The sequence below is a fragment of the Actinomadura graeca genome (assembly GCF_019175365.1).
GTDB classification, from domain to species: domain Bacteria; phylum Actinomycetota; class Actinomycetes; order Streptosporangiales; family Streptosporangiaceae; genus Spirillospora; species Spirillospora graeca.
On sequence record NZ_CP059572.1, the window covers coordinates 5,079,281 to 5,096,333 of the forward strand.

Here is a 17,053-nt window from a genome sequence, read left to right on the forward strand (position 1 = left end):
CGGGGAGGGGGTCGGTGGACCTGTTCGCTTTGTGCCCGCCGCGCAAAAACAATTCATCTCTGGGTGCGCGTGGCTTCACGCTCCGCGATAACACCCCTAAGTCTGTTATCAGGGGGATCAGACCCCGAGGGCCGAGCTAGGGTCGGGGGCGTGGGCGAGCATTTCCAGCTGTGACTTTTGACACGGACGGGGGTCGGTCGGCGGATGCGTCCACTCATGGAATTCGGGCTGCTGGGGCCGCTGGAGGTTCGGCGGGACGGGGAGGAGATCCGGGTCGGTGCGCCGAAGCTGCGCGTGGTGCTGGCGGCGCTGCTCCTGCGGGCGAACCGGGAGGTGTCGCTCGGCGAGCTGACGGACGCCGTCTGGGGCGCGGGGGTCCCCGCCCAGCCGGTCCCCGCGCTGCGGGTGTTCGTGATGCGGCTGCGCCGGCTGTTCCCCGTCCCCGACCTGATCCGGACGATGCCGGACGGCTACCGGCTGGAGATCGACGAGGGGGCGCTGGACCTGCACCGCTTCGGCGAGCTGGCCTCCCGGGGCACCGCGCTCGCCGGGGACGGCGAGCTGGAGCGGGCCGGGGCGCTGCTCGACGAGGCGATGGCCCTGTGGCGCGCGGAGCCGCTGGCGGACGTGCCGTCGGACACGCTGCACATGGAGGCGGCGCGCCTCCAGGAGCTCCGGCTGCGGACGGAGCACCGGCGGTTCGAGGTGAAGCTCCGCATGGGCCTGCACCACGACGTGATCGGCCGGCTGCGCGAGCTGACGGCCGCGAACCCGCTGCGCGAGGACCTCTGGGCGCAGCTCATGCTCGCCCTGTACCGCGCGAACCGGCAGGCCGAGGCGGTGTCGGCCTACCAGGCGATCTCGGCGGGCCTGGCCGCCGAGCTGGGCGTGGCGCCCGGCCCGCCGCTCCGCGAGCTGTACCAGTCGATCCTGGTCGCCGACCCGGACCTCACGCCGCCGGGCGCCGCGCCGGCCGAGGGCGTGGCCGAGCCGCCGCGGACGGGCTCCCAGCTGCCCCCGGCGATCGGGAACTTCGTCGGGCGGGCCGCCGAGATCGAGCGGATCGCCGCGCTGCTGGACGGCGGCGGGCGGGTCGGCGTCCCGGTGGTCACCGTGTCGGGGCCGCCGGGGACGGGCAAGACCGCGCTCGCCGTCCGGGTGGCGCACCAGATGCGCGGGTCGTTCCCGGACGGCCGGTTATTCGTCGATCTGCACGCGCATTCGGCGGTCCGGCGGCCGTCGACCCAGACGGTCCTCGCGCGGCTGCTGCGCGCGCTCGGGCACTCCGCCGACGACATCCCCGTGGACGAGGACGAGCAGGTCGCCGCGTACCGGACGGCGTTGCGCGGGAAGCGCGTCCTCGTGACGGTGGACAACGCCGCGTCCGCGGCCGAGGTCCGCCCGCTCATCCCGAGCGAGCCGGGCTGCGCGATGCTGGTGACCAGCCGCAACGAGCTGACCGCGCTGACCGCGCGGGACGGCGCCCGCCGCGTCCGCCTCGACCTGCTGAGCGGCGGGGAGTCGTTCGCCCTGCTCACCGCGATCCTCGGGACGGAGACCACCGCGCGGCAGCGCGCGGCGACCGAGCGGCTCGCGGAGCTGTGCGGGCGCCTGCCGCTGGCGCTGAGGATCGCCGCGAGCAACCTCGCGGGCAGCCACCGGCCCGACATCGGCGCCTACATCCAGCGGTTCCTCGCGGGACGCCGGGTGCGGGCGCTCGCGATGGACGACGACGACCACATCGCCGTCGGCCGGGCGTTCGACCTGTCCTACCTGTCGCTGCCGCCCGGGGCCCGCGCGATGTTCCGGCTCCTCGCGCTGTTCCCCGGGCCCGACGTCGCGCCGGAGGCGATGGCCGTGCTCGCCGGCGGGACGCCCGGGGAGGCGGCGACGGCCCTGGAGCAGCTGGCCGCCGCCAGCCTCGTCCAGCGGCTGCCCGGCGACCGCTACCAGGTGCACGACCTGCTGTCGGAGTACGCCGCCGACCGTGTCCGGGCCGAGCACGGCGAGGCGTACTGCGACGAGGCGCGGGCGCGGCTCTTCGACTGGTACCTGGAGGCCGTCGCGGACGCGGTCGTGGCGCTGTACCCGGAGTTCATCACGGCGATCCGCGCGACGACCGAGCCCGCGGAGGGGCCCGCGGAAGGGCCCCCGCCCCGGTTCGGCCGGTCCCGGGCGCTGCACTGGCTGGACGCCGAGCGCGCCAACCTGGTCGCCGTGGTCGAGCACTGCTCCGAGCACGGGCCCCGTCCGATGGCGTGGAAGCTGGCCGAGGCGCTGGCCTGGCACCTGGGCATCGGCGGGCACCACACGGAGTACCTCGCGGCGGCGCGGGCCGGGCTGCACGCCGCGCGCGCCGAGGGGAACGCGGCCGCCGAGACGGCGATGATCGGCTGCCTGGTCTGGGAGCACCGGAAGCTCGGCGACCTCGGCACCGCGCTGGAGTACGTCACCGGAGCCCTCGCCGGCGGCGACCCCGCCGACCCGGGCCGGCCCCTGCTGATGGTCTGGCACGGGTCCGTCCGGCTCGAACGGGGCGAGCTGGAGCGGGCGCGGCAGTGCTTCGCCGAGGTCGCGGAGCTGGCCGAGGCGGACGCGCTGCCGCCGTTCCTGTTCGGCGCGGTGCCGCTCGGGCTGGGCGCGGCGGCGATGATGGCCGGGGACTTCGGGCGGGCGCTGCCGCTGCTGGAGGAGGCGCTGGCGGCGGCGACGCAGGGGCAGCCGACCGTCCAGCGGGTCGAGTGCCTGATGGTGGTCGGACGGTGCCTGCTGATGATGGGACGGTGGAAGCGCGCCGCCGAGGTGCTGCGCACGGCAGCGCGCGAGGCCGCCGGGCTGGAGACCCGCTACCACCGGGCGGAATGCCTCGCCTACCTGTCCGTCGCCCTCACCGAGACCGGCGACCGGACGGAGGCGTTCGAGGTGGCCCAGGAGGCGCTCGCCCAGTCGCAGGGGCTGCGCACCCGGTGCATCGCCATCAGCGTCTGGAACGCGGTCGGCGCCGTGTACCGCCATCGCGGCGACTACGGCGAGGCCATGGAGGCGCACGAGCGCGCCTTGGCCGCGGCGGTCCAGACCACGATCCACCCCTACGGCATGGCCGAATCCCACCTCGGCCTTGCCCGCACGCACTACACCGCGGGCCGCCTCGACGAGACGCACGAGGAGGCGCGGCTGGCGCTCGCCACGGCACAGCAGTTCGGCTTCGAGCATCTCGGCACCCTGGCGCGCCACCTCCTCACCAAGGTCGCCCTGGCGTCCTGAACAAGAAGCACCGCCCGGCGCGGGACGCCCCCAGGGGTCGCCCGCGCCTCGGGGTGTGCTTTGAGCGGGTACCGGCCGCGCCAGCCGGTACCCGCGTTCTCCAGCCGGGGTCATGTGCCCCCGGCCGTGTCCTTCAGTGCGCCGACCCGGGTCCGGGGGTCGGCGGCGAAGCCTCGCAGGATGGCGCCGAACCGCGCCGCGATCTTCTCGACGGCGTGACGGGCGAACACGTGCCGCTGGTACTGGAGGCCGACCCGCAGGTGCGGGTCCTCGATCGCCGCGACGCCCAGCGGGTAGTGCGAGCCGCTCGACACCGCCATGCCGGTGACCGTCACCCCGGCGGCGGTGTTGGCCTCGCGCAGCGCGGCCCGGTCGATGGGATACGACTCGAACACCACGAGGGTGTCGAAGAGGCCGCCCCGGCCGGTGGGACGCTCGACCCCGGCCGGACGGTGGTGATGGTGGTCCAGGAGCGCCGCCTGGCCCGCCTGCACCGAGGCCGCCAGCTCCGCCAGGGTGGCGTCCGGCGCGCACCTCACGCGTACGGGCACGTTGTTGATGAACAGCCCGACCATGGAGTGGACGTCCGGCACCGCGGGCGGGCGGCCCGACACCGTCGCGCCGAACACCACGTCCGGGCGGCCGGTCAGCCGTCCGAGCAGGACGCCCCAGGCCACCTGGACGACGGTGTTCAGCGTGACGCCCAGCTCGGTGGCCCGCCGCGCCAGCTCGCGCGCCTCGTCCACCGGGAGCGGGACGTTGACGAGGCCGAAGCCCTCCCACGCGGCCTCGGACGCCGTCTCGGGGGCGAGCAGGGTCGGCCCGCCGAGCCCGTCCAGCTCCGCCGCCCACGCCCGGGCCGACTCCTCGTGGTCCTGTGCGGCCAGCCATTCCAGGTAGTCCCGGTACCGCGGCGCGGGTGGCAGCGCCGACGGGTCGCCGGCCGATCCGTAGAGCCGCAGCAGCTCCTGCATGAACAGCGGGCTCGACCAGCCGTCCAGCAGCACGTGGTGGGTGGAGAACACCAGTTCCGAGCGGTCCGCGCCCAGGGTGACGAGCGTCATCCGCAGCAGCGGCGGCGTCGCGGGGTCGAAGTGGGCGTCGCGGTCCTCGGCCAGGAGCTCTTGCAGCGCCTCGTCGCGTTCGTCCTCGCCGAGGCCGGTGAGGTCGAGGTGCCGCCACGGGAGCCGGACGCCGTCGACCACGAGCTGGACCGGGCCGCCGGACGCGCCGTGGACGAACGCCGTCCGCAGGTTGGGGTGACGGTCGAGGAGGGACTGTCCCGCCGCGCGCAGCCGGTCCGGGTCCACGCGGCCGGACAGGTGGATCACCAGCTGCATGTGGTAGGCGTCGAACCCCGTGCCGGCGGCCATAGCGTGGACCAGCAGCTCGGGCTGCAACGGGGCGAGGGGCCACACGTCCGCGAGTCCGGGGTGGCGTTCCCGCCACGCCTCCAGCTCACCGGGGCGCACCGGGACCATCGGCCCGGCCGGCGGGACGCGGCCGCCGTGCTCCGCCGCGTGCCGGGCCAGCCCCTCCAGCGCGTCCGACCAGAGGCCCACCAGCTCCTCGACCTCGCCGCGGGACAGCACGCCCGTGGGGAACGCGACGCGGGCGCTCAGCCGCGGGCCGTCGTCGCCGTCGGACACGTACGCGTTGACGTCCAGCACCGCCAGCGCGGGGATCCCCGCGTCGGGCTCCGCGAGCAGCTCGGCGGCGTCGGCGGCCTCGGTCCAGCCCGTCCCGCGCAGGTCCTCCGGCATGTCAGCCGCGGAGAAGCGGCCCAGGTAGTTGAAGGCGATCTGGCCGGTGGGGTACGGCTCCAGCTCGGCCGCGGTCTCCGGGTTCAGGTACCGCAGCAGCCCGAAGCCGATGCCCTTGTCGGGCAGCGCCGCCACCTGCTCCGCGACCCGGGCGACGGCCTCGCCCGCGGCCCGGCCGCCGTCCAGGGCGTCCTCCGCGTCGATGCCGCCGATGTCGAGACGGACCGGGAACACGCTGGTGAACCAGCCCAGGGTCCGGGAGACGTCCGCCCCCGGCACCACCTGCTCCTCCCGGCCGTGCCCCTCGACCCGCAGCAGTACCGACGACCCGTGGACGCCCCGCCTGCGGCGCCACTCGGCGACCGCCAGCGCCAGCCCGGCCAGCAGCCCGTCGTTGACCCCGCCGCCGGACGCCGCCGGGACCGCCGTCACCACCGCCTCGGTCAGCGGCGCCGGGAGCCGCAGCCACACCGTGTCGACGGTGGACATGACGTCCGCCGCCGGATCGAGCGCCCGGGACCCGAGCAGCGGGTCGGGGCCGTCCAGCACCGACCGCCAGACCGGCAGCTCCGCCACCCGCGCCGGGTTCGCGGCCTCCTCGGCGAGCGCGTGCGACCACCGCCGCATCGACGTCCCCACCGGCGGGAGCGCCGGGGCCTCACCGGCGGCGATCCGCTCCCACGCCGCCGCGAGGTCGGGCAGCAGGATCCGCCATGACACGCCGTCCACGACCAGATGGTGCAGGACGATCAGCAACCGGCCCGGCCCGCGCTCCGCGGCGAACCACACGAACTGCGCCACGACACCGGCGGACGGGTCGAGCCTGCGGCCGGCCGCGTCCAGTTCCGAGACCGCGAGCCCCCGCCACCGCTCGTCCCAGCGGCCGTCGCACTCGACGCGGCGGAGCAGCCCCGCCGCGTCGATCGAGCCGGGCGCGCCGACCTCCAGCGACCCGCCGTCGGCGACGAGCCGGGACCGCAGGAGGTCGTGGTGGTCGAGGACCGCGCCCAGCGTCGCGGTCAGGCCGTCGTGACCGATGCCGTCCGGCAGTTCCACCACCATGGACTGCGAGAACCGGTCGAACCCGCCGGGACCGCCGCGTCCCGGCACCTGCTCGCGGAACCAGCGCGCGACCGGGAGCAGCGGCATCGTGCCGGTGCCGCCGCCCTCGAACTCCTCCAGGACCGCGCCCGCGCCGGACCGGCCCCGCACCGCCTCGGCCAGCTTGGCGACCGTCCGGTGCTCGAACACCTCACGCGGGCTGATCTCCACCCCGTGCGCCCGCGCCCGCGACACCACCTGGATGGACTGGATGCTGTCCCCGCCGGTGGCGAAGAAGTCGTCGTCCACGCCCACCCGCTCCAGCCCCATGACCTCGGCGAACACCCCGGCCAGGACCCGCTCCACGTGATCGCGCGGCGCCCGGTAGGTCTCCCCGGTGAACTCCGGGTCGGGCAGCGCCGCGCGGTCCACCTTCCCGTTCGGCGTCATCGGCAGGCGGTCCAGCACCACGAACGCCGACGGCACCATGAACTCCGGCAGCCGTCCCGACAGGAAGCCGCGCAGCTCGCCCGCCGAGACCCCGGAGCTCAGGTCGAAGTCGCCGTCGCCGAGCCCCTCCGAGCCGCCGGTCTCCAGCAGCCCCACCGGGACGACGTAGCCGACGAGCCGCCGCGCGCCCTCCGTCCCCGCGGCCTCCCGGACGACCACGACGGCCTGCGCGACCCGCGGATGCGCCGCCAGCGCCGCCTCGATCTCGCCCGGCTCGATCCGGTACCCGCGCAGCTTCACCTGCGTGTCGGCCCGCCCGATGAACTCCAGCTCGCCGCCGGAGTTCCAGCGGACGAGGTCGCCCGTCCGGTACATCCGCTCGCCCGGCCCGCCGAACGGGCAGGCGACGAACCGCGCGCCGGTCAGCCCGGCCCGGCCGAGGTATCCGCGGGCGAGCCCGGCCCCGGCCACGTACAGCTCACCCGCGACGCCCACCGGCACCGGCCGCAGGAACGGGTCCAGGACGTACACGCGGGCGTTGGGGATCGGCCGCCCGATCGTCGGCGTGCGGCCGTCCCCGGCCAGCGACGGGCACAGGGTCGGCATCACCGTCGTCTCCGTCGGGCCGTAGGCGTTCGCCATCCGCCGGCCCTTCGACCAGACGGCCACCAGCTCGGGCGAGACCGGTTCCCCCGCCACCGTCAGCGTGGTGACGGTCGGCAGCGACCCCGGCGGCAGCGCCGCCAGCACCGACGGCGTCAGCAGGACGTGGCTCACCCGGTTCGCGCCGACCGTCTCCACCAGCGGCTCCCCGGGGGCCAGGTCGTCCCGGCCCGCCAGGACGAACGCGGCGCCGGACAGCAGCGCCATGCACATCTCCCAGATCGCGGAGTCGAAGCTCGGCGAGTTGAACTGGAGCACCCGGCTCTCCGGGGTGACGTCCAGGCCGTCGATCTGGGAGGCGAGCAGGCTGGCGACCCCGACGTGGGTCACGGTCACGCCCTTGGGCACGCCGGTCGACCCGGACGTGTAGATGACGTAGGCGGCGTTGGTCACCGTGAGCGGCGCGAGCCGGTCGGCGTCGCGCACCGGCCCCGCATCGGCTCCGAGGCCGGTCTCGGCCTCGGTATCGGTGCCGGTGTCGCTTTCGGTCGTGGTGCCGGTGAGCGCCGTGGTGACGTCCGGGTCGTCCAGGCGGACGACGGAGGCGCTCAGGGCCGGCACCTGCTCCGCCGTCGACGCGTCCACGATCACCAGGTGCGCCTCGGAGTCCTTCACCATGAACTCGATGCGGTCGGCGGGGTAGGCGGGGTCCACCGGCAGGAAGGCGCCGCCCGCCTTCATCACCGCCAGCGCGGCGGTCCACAGCCCGGGCGAGCGCGGCAGCGTCACCGCGACCACCGACTCCGGCCCCACGCCGCGTCCGATCAGCAGCCGCGCCAGCCGGTTCGCCCGCGAGTCCAGCTCCCGGTAGGTCAGCGACGCGCCCTCGTAGACCAGCGCGGTCGCGTCCGGGCGTTCCGCCACCCGGTGCTCGAACAGTTCGGGGATCGTGCCCGCCCGCACCGGCGCGTCGGTGTCGTTCACGGTCAGCAGCAGCCGGTCCCGCTCGGCCGGGTCCAGCACCTCCACGAGCCCGACGGGCATGGCGGGGACGGCGACCAGCTGCCGCACGACCCGCATGAACCGCGCGACGATCCCCTCCGCCGTGCCCCGGTCGAACAGGTCGGTGGCGTATTCGAGACGTCCCTGGATCCCGTGACCCGGGAGGGCGAACATCGCGAACTCCAGGTCGAACCTCGCCACGCCCGGCGAGATCGGTTCGAGCCTCGCCCGCGTCCCCTGGAGGTCGAAGTCCTCCCAGGAGATGTTCTGCCAGGCGAACGCCACCTGGAACAGCGGGTGGTAGGCGGTCGAGCGCTCGGGGTTCAGCAGTTCGACCAGCCGCTCGAAGGGCGCGTCCTGGTTGTTGTAGGCCGCCAGCGCCTTGTCCCGGACGCGGTCGAGCAGCGCCTCGAACGGCGGGTTGCCCGACAGGTCGGCGCGCAGTACCCAGGTGTTGACGAAGAACCCCACCAGGTCCGTCAGGGACTCGTCGGTCCGGTTGGCGATCGGCGAGCCGATCGTCAGGTCGTCCCGGCCGGTGAGCCGGTGGAGCAGCACCGCCAGCGCCGACTGGAACACCATCGCGGCCGTCATGCCGTGCACGCGCGCCAGATCCTCGGCCGCCGCCAGCACCTGGGGGTCCAGGGTGAACTCGACCGCGCCGCCCTGGTAGCTCGCCATCGCCGGTCGTGGGCGGTCGGTGGGGAGGGGGAGTGGCTGGGGTGTTCCGGCGAGTTCGTTGCGCCAGTAGGTGAATTGTTGTGCGGCGAGGCTGGCGGGGTCGTTTTCGTCGCCGAGGAGCTGGTGTTGCCAGAGGGTGTAGTCGGTGTAGTGGACGGGGAGGTCGGGCCAGTGGGGGGTGTGGCCTTGGGTGCGTGCGGTGTAGGCGGTGGACAGGTCGCGGATGAGGGGTGCCATGGACTCGCCGTCCATGGCGATGTGGTGGATGAGCAGGACCAGGACGTGTTCGCCGGGTCCGGTGCCGAACACCCACGCGCGCACCGGGATCTCGGTGGTCAGGTCGAAGCGGTGGCGGACGGCCTCGGTGACCGCGGCGTCCACCTCGTCCGGAGGGATCTCCGCCTCGGTGACGGTCACGGCCGCCTCGTCCAGCGGCAGGACGTTCTGGAACGCCACTCCGGCGTCGTCCTCGGCGATGACCGTGCGGAGGGTCTGGTGACGGCCCACCACGTCCCGCAGCGCCGACTCCAGCGCGCGGACGTCGAGCCCGCCCGTCAGCCGCACGCGCAGCGGCGAGTTGTAGGTCGCCGACGGCCCCTCGAAACGGTGGATGAACCAGAGCCGTCGCTGCGCGAACGACAGCGGCAGCCGGTCCGGGCGCACCCGCGCGGGCCGCAGCGCCGGCCGCACCCGCAGGCCCGTCGACAGGTGCCCGGACAGCCCCGCGACGGACGGCGACTCGAAGAGCGCCCTGATCGGGATCTCGACGTTCAGCTCGGCGCGGATCCGGCGGATGAGCCGGGTCGCGAGCAGCGAATGCCCCCCGAGCTCGAAGAAGTCGTCGTCGGCGCCGACCCGCTCCAGCCCCAGCACCTCCGCGAACAGCCCGCACAGGATCTCCTCCTGCGCCGTGCGGGGCTCCCGGCCGACGAACGACCCGGCGTAGTCGGGCGCCGGGAGCGCGCGCCGGTCCAGCTTCCCGCTGGTGTTCAGCGGCACCTCGGGGATCGCCACCACGGCCGAGGGCACCATGTACTCGGGCAGCAGCCCGGCCACGTGGGCGCGCAGGACAGCCGCCAGTGACCCGCCCTCACGGGCCCCGGCGGGCTCGTTCGCCAGCGTCCGGCCGACCCGCCCCGACGGCGCGAACACGCCCGACGGCACCCGGCCCGGCCGCGACCCGCCGGGGAAGACGATGACGTCGAAGCACTCGGCCGCGTTGGTCGACCACGTCACCAGCGCGTCCCAGCCGTTGCGGACGGCCCAGTCCTGCACGTCCTCCGGGTCGGCCTCCCGGTACGCGGCCCCCGGCGCGTCGATCAGCGACGCCGCCGCGGCCGCCTCGACCTCCCCGCTCAGCCGGGCGTTCGGTATCCGCGCGACCCGCACCGGCGAGCCGCCCTGGGACCGGACGAACTCCGCCATCCCGGCGAGGTCGCCGAGCTGCTCGCCCCACACCCGGGCGGGGACGTCGTCCAGCGGGACGGCGTCCACCGGCGCCTTGTGCAGGACCACCTCGTAGCGGTGCCGGGTCAGCTCGTTGTGCGCCCGTCCCGCCTTGAGCCGGATGTCCGCCGCGCCGACGCCGTTCCGGTCGGCCCAGCGGGTGAACCATTCGGGGTCGAGGAGCAGTTCCTTCTCCCCGCGCATCGCCTTGGCGACGGCGGCGCGCACCGCCGACGGGACCGCGCCCGGGTGCCGCGCCTGCTGCACCCCGGCCCGGAACAGCCGGAACGAGCCCGCGTTCCGCACGTCCCCGACCACGATCCGGCCGCCCGGCGCGAGCAGCTCCAGCGCCTGCCGCAGCACCCGGTCCAGGTAGGCGGCGTCGGGGAAGTACTGGACGACGGAGTTCAGCACGACCGTGTCGAAATGCCCGCGCGGCAGCCCGGACACGTCGTCCGCGGTCTGGCACCTCAGCCGGACCCGCTCGGCGTGCCCCGCCTGCGCGACCTGGTCGCGCAGGCGCGCGACCACCGTGGACGACAGGTCGGTGGCCCAGTACTCCTCGACGCCCGGCAGGATCCTCGACATCAGCAGTCCGGTGCCCACGCCGATCTCCAGGACCCGGCGGGGCGACCAGGCCGAGATCCGCTCCACCGCCGCGTCCCGCCACGCCTCCATCTCTGGCAGCGGGATCGGCGCGCCGGTGTACTGCGAGTCCCAGCCGCCGAAGTCCTCGCCCCACGGGCCGTCCGAGGACGCGTACACGCGCTCGTGGACCTGCTCCCACGCGGCGATCTTGCCGGCGCCGCCGTCGGCGGCGGCGCCCGCCGCGCTCGGCACCACGTACGCGACCAGCCGCCGGTCGCCGCCCGGGTCCTCGTTGGCCACGACCACGGCCCGGTCGACGGCCTCGTGCGAGGCGAGCGCCGCCTCGATCTCTCCGGGCTCGATCCTGAACCCGCGGACCTTGATCTGGGCGTCCGCCCGTCCGACGTACTCCAGCCGGTCCTCGGCATCCCACCGGACGAGGTCTCCCGTGCGGTACATGCGTTGGCCTGGTGTGCCGTAGGGGCAGGCGATGAAGCGGGTTGCGGTGAGTGCGGGCTGGTGGAGGTATCCGCGGGCGAGTGCGGGTCCGGTGAGGTAGAGCTCGCCGGGTGTTCCGGGGGGTGCGGGCTGGAGGGTGTCGTCGAGGACGTGGATGCCGGTGCCGGTGATGGGGTGGCCGATGGGTGGTGGGGTGCCGTCGCCGGGGAGGGGGTGGCTCATGGTGGCGATGACGGTGGTCTCGGTGGGCCCGTAGGCGTTGATCATGCGGTGGTGGGGGGCCCAGTGGGCGGCCAGGTCGGCGGAGGTGGCGTCGCCGCCGACGATGAGGGTGTGGAGGGTGGGGAGTGTGCCGGGTGTCAGGGTCGCCAGGACCGGTGGTGGGAGCAGGACGTGGGTGATGCCGGTTGTGGTGATGGTGTGGGTGAGGGGTGTGCCGGGTGCGAGGTCGTCTTTGTCGGCCAGGACGAGGGTGGCGCCGGTGAGCAGTGCGGTGGTCATTTCCCAGACCGAGGCGTCGAAGCTGGGCGAGGCGAACTGCAACACCCGGCTGCCGGGTGTGATCTCCAGCCGCTCCACCTGAGTGGCGACGAGGCTGGCGAGACCGGTGTGGGTGACGGCCACACCCTTGGGACGGCCGGTCGACCCCGAGGTGTAGATGACGTAGGCGGTGTTGTGCACGGAGACGGGCCGGGGCTGGACGATGTCGATGTCGTCAGGCGTCGGGTCAGGGGCGTCGATGACCAGCGCCGGTATCGCGAGGTCGGGGAGACGCTGCTGCGTGGCGGCGTTGGTGATCACCAGGCGCGCGGCCGAGTCGGCGAGCATGAACGCGACGCGGTCGGCGGGGTGCGCGGCGTCGAGGGGGAGGTACGCCCCACCGGCCTTGAGCACCGCCAGTACTGCGGTGATCAGGTGGGGTGAGCGGGGCAGTGCGACGGCGACGACCGTTTCCGGGCCGACGCCGCGTCCGATCAGTGTCTGTGCGAGCTGGTCAGCGCGTGTGTCGAGATCGCGGTAGGTCAGGGTGTGGTCGCCGTGGACGAGGGCGGTCGCGTCGGGGTGTGCGGTGACCTGGCGTTGGAAGAGGTCGGGGATCGTTGCCGGTTCCGCGGGGGGTCCGGCGGCGGCGTTGACGCCTGTCAGCAGCCAGTCGCGCTCGGCCGGGTCCAGGACGTCCACCGTGGCCGCGGGGAGGCCGGGGTCCGCGACGACCTGCCGCAGGATCCGCGCGAACCGGGCGGCGATGGTCCGGACGGCGTCCCGGTCGAACAGGTCCCCCTGATATTGCAGGGCGATCCGCAGGTGCGGGTCCTCGAAGGCCACCACGGCGAGCGGGTAGTGGGTGCCGCCGGACGTCTTCATCCCGGTGATCCCGACACCGGCGGCGGTGCCCGCCTCCCGCAGGCCGCCGCGGTCCATGGGATAGGACTCGAAGCCGAGGACGGTGTCGAAGAGGGCGTTCGTCCCGGCGGCCCGCTGGATGTCGGCGAGACGGAGGTGATGGTGGTCCAGCAACGCGGCCTGCCGGGACTGAAGCCCGGTCATCAGCCCGGCGAGCGTCGACCCCGGGGACCACCGCAGCCGCACCGGGACGGTGTTGATGAACAGCCCGATCATCGAGTCGACGCCCGGCACCGCGGGCGGGCGGCCGGACACCGCGGCGCCGAACACCACGTCCTGCCGCCCGGTCTGCCGTCCGAGCAGCACGCCCCAGGCCACCTGGACGGCCGTGTTCAGCGTGACGCCCAGCTCGGCGGCGCGGCGGCCCAGCTCGCGGGCGTCGTCCACCGAGAGCGGGACGTCGGCCACGGAGGGACCGGACGTGCCGGGCTCCCTCGGCGTCCGGCCCGCGGCGATCAGGGTGGGCTCGTCGATCCCGTCCAGCTCCGCCGCCCAGACCCGGGCCGACTCCTCGTCGTCCCGGTCGGCGAGCCACGCCAGGTAGTCGCGGAACCGGGGCGCCTCGGGCAGCGCGGTCGGGTCGCCGGACGAGCCGTAGAGCCGCAGCAGATCCTGCATCAGCAGCGGCAGCGACCACCCGTCCAGCAGGAGGTGATGGGCCGTGACGACCAGTTCGGAGCGCTCCGCGCCGAGCGTGACCAGGGCCATCCGCAGCATCGGCGGCGTGGCGGGGTCGAAGCGGGCGTCGCGGTCCTCGGCCAGGAACTCTTGCAGCGCCTCCTCGCGCCCGTCCTCTCCCGAAGCGTCCGCGGTCAGTCCGGTGAGGTCGAGGTGCCGCCACGGAAGGTCCATCCCGGCGACGACGAGCTGGACCGGGTCCCCGGACTCGTCGTTGACGAACGCCGTGCGCAGATTGGGATGGCGGTCGAGCAGGGCCTGCCCCGCCGCGTGCAGCCGTTCCGGATCCACCCGGCCGGACAGGTGGATCACCAGCTGCATGTGGTACGCGTCGGACGCCGGTCCGGCCAGCATCGCGTGGAACAGCAGTCCCGTCTGCAACGGGGCCAGCGGCCACACGTCCTCCAAGCCGGGATGGCCTTCCCGCCACATCTCCAGCTCGCCGGGGCTCGCCGTCACCAGCGGCGCGTCGGACCGGCGCCCGTCGCGGCCCGCCGTCACCGCGGGACCGCCTGACTCCGCGCGGGCGTCCAGCGTCTCGGCGAGACCGGCGACCGTCCGGTGGTCGAAGACGTCGCGCGCGCTGATCTCGATCCCGTGCGCCCGCGCCCGCGAGATCACCTGGATGGACCGGATGCTGTCGCCGCCCGAGGCGAAGAAGTCGTCGTCGATCCCCACCCGGTCCCGTCCGAGGACCTCCGCGAACACCCCGGCCAGGATCTCCTCCAGAGGGGTGCGCGGCGCCCTGTACGTCCCGGCGGCGGACCCCGGGTCGGGCAGTGCCCGCTGGTCCACCTTGCCGTTCGGGGTCAGCGGTAGCGCGCCGAGCACCACGAACGCCGACGGCACCATGAACTCCGGCAGCCGTCCCGCCAGGAAGGACCGCAGGTCGGACGCCGACACCCCGGCGCCGAGGTCGAAGTCGAAGTCGCGGACGTCCTCCACGTCGCCGAACCCGGCCTCGTCCGCGCCCACCGGCACCACGTAGCCGACCAGCCGGCCGGTTCCGCCGGTCGTCCCGCGGGCGACCACCACGGCCTGCGCCACCCTCGGGTGCGCGGCCAGGGCCGCCTCGACCTCCCCCGGCTCGATCCGGAACCCGCGCACCTTCACCTGCGCGTCGGCACGTCCCCGGTAGAGAAGGTCGCCGTCACGCGTCCACGCGGCGAGGTCGCCGGTCCGGTACATGCGCTCGCCCGGCGCGCCGAACGGGCACGCGACGAACCGCCCGGCGGTCAGCCCCGGCCGCCCGACGTAGCCGCGGGCCAGTGCCGGTCCCGTCACGTACAGCTCCCCCGGCACCCCCGGCGGCACCGGGCGGAGCGCGCCGTCCAGGACGTGGACGCGGGCGCCGGTGACCGGCCCGCCGATCGGCGGCACGCGGCCGTCGCCCGTCAGCGGCGCGCTCATCGTGGCGCACACCGTGGTCTCGGTGGGGCCGTAGGCGTTGATCATCCGGCGGCCCCGCGACCATGCCGCGACCAGGTCCGGCGAGGACGCCTCACCCGCGACGACCAGCGACTCGACCGTCCCGAGGGCGCCCTGCGGCATCGCCGCCAGCACCGTTGGAGGGAGCGTCACGTGCGTCACCCGGCGGGCGTCGATCGTCTCCGCCAGGGGCTCGCCCGGCGCCAGCGCGTCCTTGTCCGCCAGGACGAGCGCGGCCCCGGACAGCAGGCCCATGCACATCTCCCAGACGGACGCGTCGAAGCTGGGCGAGGCGAACTGCAACACGCGGCTGCCGGGCGTCACTCCCAGCTGCTCGACCTGGGTGGCGAGGAGGCTGGCGAGGCCGGTGTGGGTGACCGCCACACCCTTGGGACGGCCGGACGATCCGGAGGTGTAGATGACGTAGGCGGTGTTGTGCACCGAGACGGGCCGGGGCTGGACGATCTCACCCGAGGAGGTCTCGGGGACATCGACGCGCAGGGCCGGGATCGCGAGCTCGGGGAGCCGCTGCTGCGTGGCGGCGTCGGTGATGATCAGTTGGGCGGCCGAGTCGGCGAGCATGTACGCGATGCGGTCGGCCGGGTAGGTGGAGTCCACGGGCAGATAGGCGCCCCCGGCCTTGAGCACCGCCAGTACTGCGGTGATCAGGTGGGGTGAGCGGGGCAGTGCGACGGCGACGACCGTTTCCGGGCCGACGCCGCGTCCGATCAGTGTCTGCGCGAGCTGGTCGGCGCGTGTGTCGAGGTCGCGGTAGGTCAGGGTGTGGTCGCCGTGGACGAGGGCGGTCGCGTCGGGGTGTGCGGTGACGTGGCGTTGGAAGAGGTCGGGGATCGTTGCCGGTTCCGCGGGGGGTCCGGCGGCGGCGTTGACGCCTGTCAGCAGCCAGTCGCGCTCGGCCGGGCCCAGGACGTCCACCGTGGCCGCCGGGAGGCCGGGGTCCGCCACCACCTGCCGCAGCACACGCGCGAACCGGGCCGCGATCCCCTCGATCGTCTCCCGGTCGAACAGATCCGTGGCGTATTCGAGCTGGCACAGCAGCCCTTGGCCGTCCGGGTCGTGAGCGAAGCTGAACTCCAGGTCGAATTTCGCGGTCCCGGTCCGGACGCCTTCCAGCGACGCCCGCGCCCCCGGCAGGTCCACGTCCAGGCGCGCGTTGCTCTGCCAGGTGAAACCGACCTGGAACAGCGGGTTGTAGGCGGTGGAGCGCTCGGGGTTCAGCAGTTCGACCAGCCGCTCGAAGGGCGCGTCCTGGTTGTCGTAGGCCGCCAGTGCCTTGTCGCGGACGCGGTCCAGGACGGCCGCGAATGTGGGGTCGCCGGACAGGTCCGTCCGGAGCACCCACGTGTTGACGAAGAAGCCGACCAGATCGGTGAGTGCCTCTTCAGTGCGGCCCGCGATGGAGCATCCGATCGGAATGTCCTCGCCCCCGCCCAGGCGTCCCAGCACAACCGCCATCGCCGACTGGAGCACCATCGCCACCGTCGCGCCGTGCTCGCGGGCCAGCTTCTCCATCGCGCTGTGCAAGGCGGGATCGAGCCGGAATTCGAGCATTTCGCCGCGGCGGCTGGCGACCGCCGGTCGTGGGCGGTCGGTGGGGAGGGGGAGTGGCTGGGGTGTTCCGGCGAGTTCGTTGCGCCAGTAGGTGAATTGTTGTGCGGCGAGGCTGGCGGGGTCGTTTTCGTCGCCGAGGAGCTGGTGTTGCCAGAGGGTGTAGTCGGTGTAGTGGACGGGGAGGTCGGGCCAGTCCGGGGTGTGGCCTTGGGTGCGTGCGGTGTAGGCGGTGGACAGGTCGCGGATGAGGGGTGCCATGGACTCGCCGTCCATGGCGATGTGGTGGATGAGCAGCACCAGGACGTGCCGGTCGGGTCCTATGCCGAACACCCACGCGCGCACCGGGATCTCGGCTGTCAAATCGAAGCGGTAGCAGACCGCCTCGGCCACAGCCGCGTCCACATCCTCGGGACCGACCTCCACGTCGGAAACGGTCACGGCCGCTTCCTCCAGTGGCAGCACCTTCTGGAACGCCACTCCGGCGTCGTCCTCGGCGATGACCGTGCGGAGGGTCTGGTGACGGCCCACCACATCCCGCAGCGCCAATTCCAGCGCCCGGATGTGCAGAGCGCCCGTCACCTCGACGCGGAGCGGGACGTTATAGGTCGCCGACGGTCCCTCGAAACGGTGAACGAACCACAAGCGGCGCTGCGCAAAAGACAGGGGAATCATGT

2 protein-coding genes are annotated in these 17,053 nt (G+C 74.0%); one reads left to right on the forward strand and one right to left on the reverse strand.

What is annotated here, in order from left to right; translation table 11 throughout:
* Positions 1–216: 216 nt before the first annotated feature.
* Positions 217–3,264, forward strand: a complete 3,048-nt coding sequence (locus AGRA3207_RS22665) for an AfsR/SARP family transcriptional regulator (protein WP_231329049.1) — start codon at positions 217–219, stop codon at positions 3,262–3,264.
* A 110-nt stretch (positions 3,265–3,374) separates the two neighbouring features.
* Here AGRA3207_RS22665 and AGRA3207_RS22670 read toward each other — a convergent pair whose 3' ends face one another.
* On the reverse strand, positions 3,375–17,051 hold the full coding sequence (locus AGRA3207_RS22670) for a non-ribosomal peptide synthetase (protein WP_231329050.1): 13,677 nt from the start codon (positions 17,049–17,051) through the stop codon (positions 3,375–3,377).
* Between the last annotated feature and the right edge of the window lie 2 nt (positions 17,052–17,053).